This is a genomic window from Candidatus Poriferisocius sp., assembly GCF_965208355.1.
Lineage (GTDB): Bacteria > Actinomycetota > Acidimicrobiia > Acidimicrobiales > Bin134 > Poriferisocius.
In genome coordinates this window covers 2,244,178-2,255,001 of record NZ_CBDBOM010000003.1, presented here as the reverse complement: position 1 = coordinate 2,255,001, position 10,824 = coordinate 2,244,178, and the positions used below count along the sequence as shown (strand labels likewise).

The following is a 10,824-nucleotide window of genomic DNA, read 5'->3' as shown; positions in this document are numbered from 1 at the left end:
GCTATTCGGCGGCCAGCTCCAGCATGCGGTCGTAGATCTCTCGGGCCGGGAAGTCGGCGGCGTGGCGGCCGATCCACCGGTCCACCACCGACTGGGTGGCTTCTCGCCAGGTGGCCAAATCGGCGTCGTCGAGCACAACCTTGTTGATCCCTGCTTGCGGGTAGCGCTCGTCTACTGCCTGTGAGGCGGCGTCGTAGGCCCCCGCCGCGGCCAGGGAGACCGCCCGGCCCGACAACCGCTCGATGGCTCGCTGCTGGGAAACCGACAGGCTGTCCCACAGGTCCTGGTTCATGGCCAAGAAGCTGGCCGACACGTAGCAGTTGCACTGCACGCCGCTGCCCAACACGCCGTAGAGGTCGTAGCTGGACAGGCCGGAGTTGGCGATCATCACCCCGTCGATGTCACCCCGGCCCAACGCGGCTTGAATTTCCTGAACGGGCAGGTTTACCGGGTTCCCCCCCAGGGTTTCGATCACGTCGACTTGGATCTGCGTTGGTGCCCGCACCGTCAATCCAGATAGATCGGGGGCATCAGAAGCCTGGTCGGCGGCCAGCCACAGGTCGGCCACATCGTGGGTCCACAGCCCGAGGAGCTTCACGTCGGCGTACTCGTTGCGGATGGCCTCGAACTCGTCGTGGAGCGCCCACAGCACTTCAGTGGCTTCCACCGCGCTGTCGAATATGAACGGCATTCCCACCACCTCAGCGGCCGGGAAGCGGCCCAAGGAGTACCCCTGGAGTGCCCAGCCGATGCCCTGACCTCCGTCAGCGGTGTTCTGGTAGACCTCGCTGCGATAGCTCAATGCCTGACTGGGGTAGAACTCGATGGTCACGGTGCCGCCGGTGGCTTGGAGCACCTCGTTGGCCCACGGCTCGAAGACCTGCGCATGAACCGGATGCGTCGGCGGGAAGGGGTGGCCGAAGCTGATCGTCACCGACTGTGGCTGCTCCACATTGTCGCTGCATCCGGCCGCCCCGGCCAGCAGGCCGACAACCAGCGCTGCTCCCAGCAGTGAAGTCCGCATTCTTCTTCTTGGCATCAGCACTCCCTTTGCCATAGCCAGCGAATGTCACACCAGTATGGGCGGGGAGTCACTCCGGCTGCCTTATTGTGACGGCGATGATTCTGGAGCGGGGGTTCTACGCCCGAGACCCGCGGGAAGTGGCCCCGGATCTGTTGAACAAGGTGCTGGTGGCGGGTGGATGCCGGGGCCGGATCGTGGAAGTGGAGGCATATGCCGGTTCCGACGATCCCGGCAGCCACGGCTACCGGGGCATGACCCCCCGCACCGAGGTCATGTTCGGCCCGCCCGGGCGCCTGTACGTGTACTTCACCTACGGCATGCACTGGTGCGCCAACGTGGTGTGTGGCACCGATGGGGAGTGCGCCGCGGTGCTGCTGCGGGCGCTGTCCCCGCTGGCTGGCCTGGAAGAGATGCGGGAGAGGCGGCCCAAGGCCCGTCGGGATCAGGACTTGTGCAGCGGACCGGCCAAGCTCACCGCTGCGCTGGGCATCGACGGCGATGCCAACGGCGCAGATCTGGTGACTGCCGATTGGGGGATCGGGTTGCACGATGACGGGATGGCGCCCCTTGCTGAGCCGGGCCGCTCAGTTCGCATCGGGCTCAGCGCCGGTGCCGACCTGCCGTGGCGCTGGTACGTTCCCGGCTGTCCCGACCTGTCTCGGAGAGGATGATGAGCGGCACTGAAGAGCTGACCTGGCTGGACGATGGTCACCCTTTGCTGGCCTCGACGGAAAACCTGGTCGTGGCCCGAGAACAGCTGGCCGAGTTCGACGACGATCTGGGTGACCGCTATCGGGCCTTGATCGACGGCCATCCCGACGCCAGCCTGAGAACGTGCCGGCCGGGACACCTCACCGGCTCGGCGCTGGTGGTGGACCATGCGGGCGAAAACACCCTGCTGCTGCTCCACGCCAAGTTCGGCCGCTGGTTGCAGCCCGGTGGCCATGCCGACGGTGACGCCAACCTGGCTTCGGTGGCGCTGCGGGAGGCCACCGAGGAGACTGGCATCGACGGCCTGCTTATCAGGCCTCAGCCCCTGCATCTGGATATCCACGAAGTGGATCCCCCTGGCGAGGATCCCCATCTGCACTACGACGTGCGATTTCTGGTGCAGGCCCCTATCGGAGCTGAGCCGCGGGGCAACCATGAATCCAAGGCGCTGCGCTGGGTGCCGCTGGACGGTTTGGCCGACTTCGGCTGCGACCCCGGCCTGGTACGCCTGGCCCAGTTGGGCGCCGAGGCCTTGGACGAGCTGCCCCGGTACTGAGGACTGCTAGCCGATATCCAGGGGATCGCCGCAGGAGGGCATTCGGTTGCGGCCGGCAAAGGCGTCCAGCAGCGCGTCAACCCCATCGCCCCGGTCGGGGTCCACGGTCACCCGGAACTGGCGATCCTCCCCGGCGCGGAGCGCGTCGGCGTGGGCCAGGCGATCGCCCAGATACACCCTCCAGCTCTCGAGCCACAGCGCCACCAACTCGCCATCGTCGCCCCCTGGGGCGGAGGCGGCTAGGTCGGCTGTCATCTCGGCCAGCACCGCGGTAGCGGCATCTATCTGTTCGGCCCGGTCGACCATGTTCGCCGCCTCGCGGGCCTGGGGAAGCCGATCCAGCTCGTCTCTGGTCTCGGCGCATCGGGCTTCGGCCTCGGCCACCCACTCCCGGTCGTCGAGGCGGTCGGGATTCTCGTTGCCGAAGAACCAGATAGTGGCTCCGATCCAGAACACCGCAAACAGCACTATCGCCGAGATGCCGATCGTCAAGCCGAGTCGCCTGCCCGTCACTTACTCATTCTCCCTTGGCCGTCGTTATGCGTAGCATTCGCTCGGTGCTTGAAGAACTCGAATCCCGCGGCTTGGTGCAGGACACCACCGACCGTGATCTGCTGGCTCAGCGACTGAGCAGCGGTTCGGTTGCGGTGTACCACGGCATCGACCCTACGGCCAGCTCCCTGCACTTGGGCAACCTGATCGGGGTGCTGGTGCTGCGGCGATTCCAAGAGGCCGGCCACCGGCCCATCGCCCTGGTGGGCGGGGCCACCGGCATGGTGGGCGACCCCAGTGGTCGATCCGATGAGCGCAACCTGCTGGATGACGAAACCCTGACCGCCAACCTGGCGGGGATCAGAAGCCAGCTCGAGAAGCTGCTGGACTTCGACGGGGACGCCGAGTTGGTCAACAACTACGACTGGACCCGCGACCTCACCTTGATCGAGTTCTTGCGGGACACTGGCAAGCACGCCACCGTGAACCAGATGGCGGCCAAGCACTCGGTGCGCAGCCGCATGGAGAGCGAGACCGGCATCTCCTACACCGAGTTCACCTACATGCTGTTGCAGGCCTACGACTTCTGGTGGCTGCACACCAATCTCCAGTGCGAGCTCCAGATTGGCGGCTCCGACCAATGGGGCAACATCACCGCCGGAGTGGACCTCATCCGCCGCCGCTCCGGCGCCCAGGCCCACGGCCTCACCTGGCCGCTGCTCACCCGCTCCGACGGGGCTAAGTTCGGCAAGACCGCCGAAGGAGCGGTATGGCTGGATCCCGGCCGCACCAGCCCCTACCGGTTCCACCAGTACTTCGTGCAGATTCCCGACGAGGACGTGGAGCGCAGCCTGCTTCAGTTCACCATGCTCCCAGTAGCCGATATCGCCGAGGTGGTCGAGGCTCACCAGCGCGATCCCGGTCGACGGGAGGCCCAGCACACCTTGGCCAACGAGGTCACGACCCTGGTCCATGGTCCCGGTGCGGCCGTAGCCGCCGAGAAGGCAGCCCAAATCCTGTTCGGCTCCCCGGTCGACGACATCGACGAGGCCGCCATGGAGGCCGTGGCCGCCGAGGTCCCCACCTCCGACATCCCCGAGGGCGGATTCGATGACGCCTCGAACAGCTTCGATCTAGTGGAATTGCTGGCCTCCACGGGGTTGGCCTCCTCCAAGGGCGATGCCCGCCGAGGGCTGTCTGAGGGGTCGGTGTACGTGAACAATGAGCGGGTCTCCACCGAGGAGACCGCCGTGGCTGTCGACCGCCTGTTGCACGGCCGCTACCTGCTGCTTCGCCGGGGCAAGCGCCGACACCACTTACTGAGGGTTAAATCACAGCAAAACCCCTGATTGAGTTGGCAAATGGGGCCAGCAACAATCTCGTGGTTGAGTTGACGCTGCTGGCCTGGGCCGGTAGCGTTACAACTCGCCTCTAAAACGGGTGGCCTGCGGGCTGCCCGCAGGGGCAGAGCAAGGTTCGGCCTGGTCCGGGCCGGTGCGGTTCTCCCGTCAGGGTCACCGCCTCACGCTCCTTGAAAACGGAAGAGAGGACGGAAAAGCCAGTGCGGGCGACGGCTCGGCGCACCTCGCGTCGAAGGCGTCGACCTACACAATTCCAAGGAAACCAAGTCAGGAAGGGCTTCGGCTCTTTTGACTTTCCGGAATCGCTTCGTCTTGCCGAGGCAAATTAGTAAGACGAGCACTTGATCGAAGGCGGCGACCCCCTCGGGGGAAACTGCCGGAGATATTGACGGAGAGTTTGATCCTGGCTCAGGACGAACGCTGGCGGCGTGCCTAACACATGCAAGTCGAACGAGGTCGCCTTCGGGCAATGACCAAGTGGCGAACGGGTGCGTAACACGTGAGAAACCTGCCCCGAAGACTGGGACAACCACGGGAAACTGTGGCTAATACCAGATGCCCTCCGCTGATCGCATGATCGGCAGAGGAAATGCTCCGGCGCTTCGGGAGGGTCTCGCGGCCTATCAGCTTGTTGGTGAGGTAACGGCTCACCAAGGCATCGACGGGTAGCTGGTCTGAGAGGACGATCAGCCACACTGGGACTGAGACACGGCCCAGACTCCTGCGGGAGGCAGCAGTGGGGAATCTTGCGCAATGGGCGAAAGCCTGACGCAGCAACGCCGCGTGGGGGATGAAGGCTCTCGGGTTGTAAACCCCTTTCAGCAGGGACGAAATTGACGGTACCTGCAGAAGAAGCCCCGGCCAACTACGTGCCAGCAGCCGCGGTGACACGTAGGGGGCGAGCGTTGTCCGGAATTATTGGGCGTAAAGAGCTCGTAGGCGGTTTAGTAAGTCAGATGTGAAAGGTTGGGGCTCAACCCTAAGACTGCATCCGATACTGCTATGACTGGAGTCCGGTAGAGGAGTGTGGAATTCCTGGTGTAGCGGTGAAATGCGCAGATATCAGGAGGAACACCGACGGCGAAGGCAGCACTCTGGGCCGGTACTGACGCTCAGGAGCGAAAGCGTGGGTAGCAAACAGGATTAGATACCCTGGTAGTCCACGCCGTAAACGTTGGGCACTAGGTGTGGGGCCTTATCAACGGGTTCCGTGCCGTAGCTAACGCATTAAGTGCCCCGCCTGGGGAGTACGGCCGCAAGGCTAAAACTCAAAGGAATTGACGGGGGCCCGCACAAGCGGCGGAGCATGTTGCTTAATTCGAGGCAACGCGAAGAACCTTACCTGGGTTTGACATGTACGGAAAAGCCATAGAGATATGGTGTCCTTCGGGGCCGTACACAGGTGGTGCATGGCTGTCGTCAGCTCGTGTCGTGAGATGTTGGGTTAAGTCCCGCAACGAGCGCAACCCTCGTCCTATGTTGCCAGCACGTAATGGTGGGGACTCGTAGGAGACCGCCGGGGTCAACTCGGAGGAAGGTGGGGACGACGTCAAGTCATCATGCCCCTTATATCCAGGGCTGCAAACATGCTACAATGGCCGGCACAACGGGCAGCGACACCGCGAGGTGAAGCGAATCCCTTAAAACCGGTCTCAGTTCGGATTGGAGTCTGCAACTCGACTCCATGAAGTCGGAGTCGCTAGTAATCCCGGATCAGCAACGCCGGGGTGAATACGTTCCCGGGCCTTGTACACACCGCCCGTCACACCACGAAAGTCGGCAACACCCGAAGTCAGTGGCCTAACTCTTTTGAGAGGGAGCTGCCGAAGGTGGGGTTGGCGATTGGGGTGAAGTCGTAACAAGGTAGCCGTACCGGAAGGTGCGGCTGGATCACCTCCTTTCTAAGGAGTTCCGTTTCCACTTGATACCGCTAAATAGCGGAATCAGGTTCGGACACTCCCAGTTGATGCACTGGTTTCTTTTGTCCTCTCTTCCGTTTTGAGGGAGCGTGTTTTCACGCTCGAGGCTCTGTCGAGCAATTTGATCAATTGTTGGCATCCTCCTGCGCTCATTGAGAACTGCATAGCGAGCACGAGCATCTGATCGAAATTAGAGTTCTTCGATGTATGAATCTTCCAAGCTACGAAGAGCCAACGGTGGATGCCTTGGTGCCTACGACCGATGAAGGACGTGAGAGGCTGCGATAAGCCTCGGGGAGCTGCCGACTGAGCTTTGATCCGGGGATGTCCGAATGGGGAAACCTGATACTTGTAAAGGGGTATCACTCCGGTGTGAACACATAGCACCGGTAGAGGGAACCAGGTGAACTGAAACATCTAAGTAACCTGTAGGAAAGGAAAGCAACCGCGACTCCCTTAGTAGCGGCGAGCGAAGAGGGAAGAGCCTAAACCGTGCCGGTGGAATAGCCTGGTGGCGTTGCCGGTCCGGTGTTGTGGGGCCTCAGAGGAGGAGCGCCAGATCCTCCACGAAGTTACAAACGTGCGTGGTAGTGGAATCGTTCTGGAAAGGCGAGCCGCAGGGGGTAAGAGCCCCGTACACGAAACTGCTGCACACTTCGCTGAGTGTCCCCGAGTAGCGCCGTTGCCGTGTAATTCGGCGTGAATCTGCGAGGACCACCTCGTAAGGCTAAGTATATGTAGGCAACCGATAGTGAACTAGTACCGTGAGGGAAAGGTGAAAAGTACCCCGGGAGGGGAGTGAAATAGTACCTGAAACCGTTGGTTTACAAGCAGTCAGAGCGTCGTCTCAACCGGTGATCTTCGGATCATCAATCAGAGATCGCGATGGCGTGCCTTTTGAAGAATGAGCCAACGAGTTACGGTATGTGGCGAGATTAACCTGTGAAGGGAAGTCGGAGCGAAAGCGAGTCATAACTGGGCGTACAGTCGCATGCCGTAGACCCGAAGCCGGGTGATCTATCCATGGGCAGTGTGAAGCGGGGGTAAGACTCCGTGGAGGCGCGAACCGACCTAGGTTGAAAACTGGGCGGATGACCTGTGGATAGGGGTGAAAGGCCAAACAAACCCGGAGATAGCTGGTTCTCCGCGAAATGCATTTAGGTGCAGCGTTGTGCGTTCAACCATGGAGGTAGAGCACTGGATGGGCTAGGGGGCCGACAAGCTTACCAACCTCAGCCAAACTCCGAATGCCATGGTTCTAGAGCACGGCAGTGAGACCCCGGGGGATGAGCTTCGGGGTCGAAAGGGAAACAGCCCAGACCGCCAACTAAGGTCCCTAATTTCTAGCTAAGTGGTAAACGATGTGGGATTGCACAGACAGCCAAGAGGTTGGCTTAGAAGCAGCCACCCTTGAAAGAGTGCGTAACAGCTCACTGGTCGAGTGATCCTGCGCGGACAATGTAACGGGGCTAAAGCTAGAAACCGAAGTTGCGGATTTCTGCCATTAGGCAGGAGTGGTAGCGGAGCGTCGGGCTTGGAGTGAAGCGTCAGCGCAAGCTGACGTGGACCGAGTCCGAGTGAGAATGTTGGTATGAGTAGCGAGAGAGGGGTGAGAAACCTTTCCGCCGAAAGCCCAAGGGTTCCTGGGGAAGGCTAATCCTCCCAGGGTGAGTCGGGAGCTAAGGCGAGGCCGACAGGCGTAGTCGATGCACAACCGGTTGATATTCCGGTACCGCTGTGAACGCGTCCAGGCTTAACCGGTGTTGCTAAGGGGATGCCTGTCCCGGTAAGGGACAGGAGAAACCGACCCACACCGGAGCGGCCAGCAACGCGGGGACGCAGAGAGGTAGGTGAACCCAGGCGACGGTAGTTCCTGGGGTAAGCGTGTAGGGCGGGGCCCAGGTAAGTCCGGTCCCCATAAAGCCTAAGGCGTGATACCGAACCGCATGAGGTGAAGTCACTGATCCTGTACTGCCAAGAAAAGCCGCTAGCGAGCTTTCACGGCGCCCGTACCCCAAACCAACACAGGTGGGCAGGTAGAGAATACCAAGGCGATTGGGAGAACTATGGTTAAGGAACTCGGCAAATTACATCCGTAACTTTGGGATAAGGATGACCCTAGTAAAGTAATGGACTTCGCGTCCGGAGCTTGATTGGGTGGCACAAACCAGGGGAAAGCGACTGTTTACTAAAAACACAGCAGCGTGCTAAGTCGTAAGACGCTGTATACGCTGTGACGCCTGCCCGGTGCTGGAAGGTTACGGGGAGGGGTTAGCCGTAAGGCGAAGCTCTGAACCTAAGCCCCAGTAAACGGCGGCCGTAACTATAACGGTCCTAAGGTAGCGAAATTCCTTGTCGGGTAAGTTCCGACCTGCACGAATGGCGTAACGACTTTCCCACTGTCTCAACCATAGACCCAGCGAAATTGAAGTACGAGTAAAGATGCTCGTTAGCTACAGAAGGACGGAAAGACCCCGTGGACCTTTACTACAGCTTGATATTGGTGTTTGGTATGTGTTGTGCAGGATAGGTGGGAGACTGGGAAGCATGGACGCAAGTCTGTGTGGAGTCAACCTTGAAATACCACTCTGCTCATGCTGGGCATCTAACTTGGGCCCGTAATCCGGGTTGAGGACAGTGTCAGGTGGGTAGTTTGACTGGGGCGGTCGCCTCCCAAAGAGTAACGGAGGCGCCCAAAGGTTCCCTCAGCCTGGTTGGCAATCAGGCGTCGAGTGTAATGGCACAAGGGAGCTTGACTGCGAGACCGACGGGTCGAGCAGAAACGAAAGTTGGGCATAGTGATCCGGCGGTTGCGTGTGGAAGCGCCGTCGCTCAACGGATAAAAGGTACCCCGGGGATAACAGGCTCATCTTCCCCAAGAGTCCATATCGACGGGAAGGTTTGGCACCTCGATGTCGGCTCATCGCATCCTGGGGCTGAAGCAGGTCCCAAGGGTTGGGCTGTTCGCCCATTAAAGCGGTACGCGAGCTGGGTTTAGAACGTCGTGAGACAGTTCGGTCCCTATCCTCTGTAGCCGAAGGTGATTTGAGGAAAGCTGTCCCTAGTACGAGAGGACCGGGACGGACGCAGCTCTCGTGTGCCAGTTGTTCTGCCAAGGGCATGGCTGGTTAGCGACCTGCGGAAAGGATAACCGCTGAAAGCATCTAAGTGGGAAGCCTGTTCCAAGATGAGATCACCCACCGGGAAAACCGGGTAAGGCCCGTGGCAGAACACCACGTTGATAGGCCGGAAGTGTACGCATGGCAACATGTTCAGCTAACCGGTACTAATCGGCCGAGGGCTTGGTTCTACATCACTAACTCGATGTCGAAACCGATGTTCGTGCTCGCTGTGGAGTTCTTGAAGCTCTGCCTCTTTGACAAGAACATAAAGGTTTCGGTGGCGATGGCGGTGGGGTCACACCCGTTCCCATTCCGAACACGGAAGTTAAGCCCACCAGCGCCGATGGTACTTGGGTGGAGACGCCCTGGGAGAGTAGGTCGCCGCCGGATTTCGCAAACAGCGGGGAGCCATTTGGCTCCCCGCTTTCGTTAACCGTTGATTCATCGGCCAGCCACTACACTTTGGCGGTGTCTTCCGGCGGAGGTTCTGGTCGCAAGCCTCCCAACCGCCGGAGGCCACCCCGACAGCAGGCGTCCCAGAACCGCCGCAAGGGGGGGCCGCCATCGGGGGAAGGTCGGCGGAGAGGAAAGCCTCCTTCGGGGGAAGATCGCCGCAGAGGAAAGCCTCCCTCGTCCCGAGATCGGCGAAGGGAAAAACCACCTCCACCCAAGGGACCGCGCCACATGGGCTCGGTGGCCCGGAAGGGTGCGGCCAAGATCCACGAAGAGCCTCTGCCCGTCCCCGACGAAACCCCGCCCGACCCAGATCTGACACCCGAAGAGGCCGAAGAAGCCCGTCTGAGAGCTGAGCGACGGGCGGCTCGGCAGGCACGCACCAAGCAGCTTCGGTCAGAGGCCCGAGAGGCGGTCGAGCGGGGCAATCTCACCGAGGCTCCGCCCAGCAAGCCAGGCAAGCAGTCGCGGGGCCGTCGGCGCACGCCGCTGTCGGAGAGCGGCTCGCCCTCTCAGTCCCAGAAGTTGGAGGAGGCAGTCGGCCAACGAATGGCGGTGACGCTCAGACAGCGGCTTGAACGGGCCGAGGACGCCTATGAGCAAGAGGACTACCGAAGGGCTTGGCGGTCACTGGACGGCATGGCCAAAGAAGCTCCCAAGGTTCCCGAGATAAGGGAGCTGGCTGGATTGACCCTCTACCGGTTGGGCCGGTGGGACCTGGCCGCTCGAGAGCTGGAAGCCAACCGAGAGCTCACAGGGCGAACCGATCTCCATCCGGTGTTGGCCGACTGCTACCGGGCCCAGCGCCGGTGGACCGATGTAGAGCTGATTTGGGCCGAGCTGCGGGCCTCGGGGGAGAGTTCCGCTGTGCTGGCCGAGGGCCGAATCGTTGCCGCCGGCGCACTGGGCGACCGGGGGGAGCTGACCGAGGCCGTTCGCCTGCTGTCCGCTGATTTCCAGCTGCCCCGCCGGGCCAAAGAGCACCACCTCCGCCAGGCCTACGCGCTAGCCGATCTATGCGAGCGGGCCGGCGAAATACCCCGGGCTCGACAGCTGTTCGGCTGGCTCCGCGACCAGGACGAGCTCTACGTGGACGTGGTCGAGCGACTAGACGCTCTTCGTTAGCGAAATACCCCTTGGGATGCCCCTGAAGGATTCTGTCCGCCGGTAAGGTGAGAACAGTCGG

The 10,824-nt window shown here is 61.3% G+C and carries 6 protein-coding genes and 3 rRNA genes; 7 read left to right on the top strand and 2 right to left on the bottom strand.

Going from position 1 to position 10,824, the window contains the following annotated elements; genetic code table 11:
- Position 1: 1 nt before the first annotated feature.
- A complete protein-coding gene (locus ACOGXH_RS11805; protein ID WP_419929281.1) occupies positions 2-1,024 on the bottom strand; it encodes a TRAP transporter substrate-binding protein in 1,023 nt (340 codons plus the stop codon).
- Positions 1,025-1,119: 95 nt separating this feature from the next.
- On the opposite strand from ACOGXH_RS11805, the gene ACOGXH_RS11800 reads away from it, so the two are divergent.
- Both ACOGXH_RS11800 and ACOGXH_RS11795 read left to right on the top strand, forming a co-directional pair.
- Positions 1,120-1,695, top strand: a complete 576-nt coding sequence (locus ACOGXH_RS11800) for a DNA-3-methyladenine glycosylase (RefSeq protein WP_419929280.1) — start codon at positions 1,120-1,122, stop codon at positions 1,693-1,695.
- A complete protein-coding gene (locus tag ACOGXH_RS11795) occupies positions 1,695-2,291 on the top strand; it encodes an NUDIX hydrolase (protein ID WP_419929279.1) in 597 nt (198 codons plus the stop codon). The genes ACOGXH_RS11800 and ACOGXH_RS11795 overlap by 1 nt, the downstream gene beginning before the upstream one ends.
- 6 nt (positions 2,292-2,297) lie before the next feature.
- On the opposite strand, the gene ACOGXH_RS11790 is transcribed toward ACOGXH_RS11795, so the two are convergent.
- A complete protein-coding gene (locus ACOGXH_RS11790) occupies positions 2,298-2,804 on the bottom strand; it encodes a hypothetical protein (RefSeq protein ID WP_419929278.1) in 507 nt (168 codons plus the stop codon).
- Between the two features lie 26 nt (positions 2,805-2,830).
- Here ACOGXH_RS11790 and tyrS point away from each other — a divergent pair, with 26 nt between their 5' ends.
- From tyrS to ACOGXH_RS11765, 5 genes are all read left to right on the top strand, one after another.
- Positions 2,831-4,132 (top strand): tyrosine--tRNA ligase, encoded by a 1,302-nt coding sequence (gene tyrS, locus ACOGXH_RS11785; RefSeq protein ID WP_419929277.1) that lies wholly within the window; start codon positions 2,831-2,833, stop codon positions 4,130-4,132.
- 397 nt (positions 4,133-4,529) lie between these two features.
- Positions 4,530-6,045, top strand: a 16S ribosomal RNA gene (locus ACOGXH_RS11780).
- A 232-nt stretch (positions 6,046-6,277) separates the two neighbouring features.
- A 23S ribosomal RNA gene (locus ACOGXH_RS11775) occupies positions 6,278-9,373 on the top strand.
- An 85-nt stretch (positions 9,374-9,458) separates the two neighbouring features.
- A 5S ribosomal RNA gene (rrf, locus tag ACOGXH_RS11770) occupies positions 9,459-9,575 on the top strand.
- The 16S, 23S and 5S rRNA genes sit together here, the layout of an rRNA operon.
- Positions 9,576-9,869: 294 nt before the next feature.
- Positions 9,870-10,763, top strand: a complete 894-nt coding sequence (locus ACOGXH_RS11765) for a tetratricopeptide repeat protein (RefSeq protein WP_419929276.1) — start codon at positions 9,870-9,872, stop codon at positions 10,761-10,763.
- The last annotated feature ends 61 nt before the right edge of the window (positions 10,764-10,824 follow it).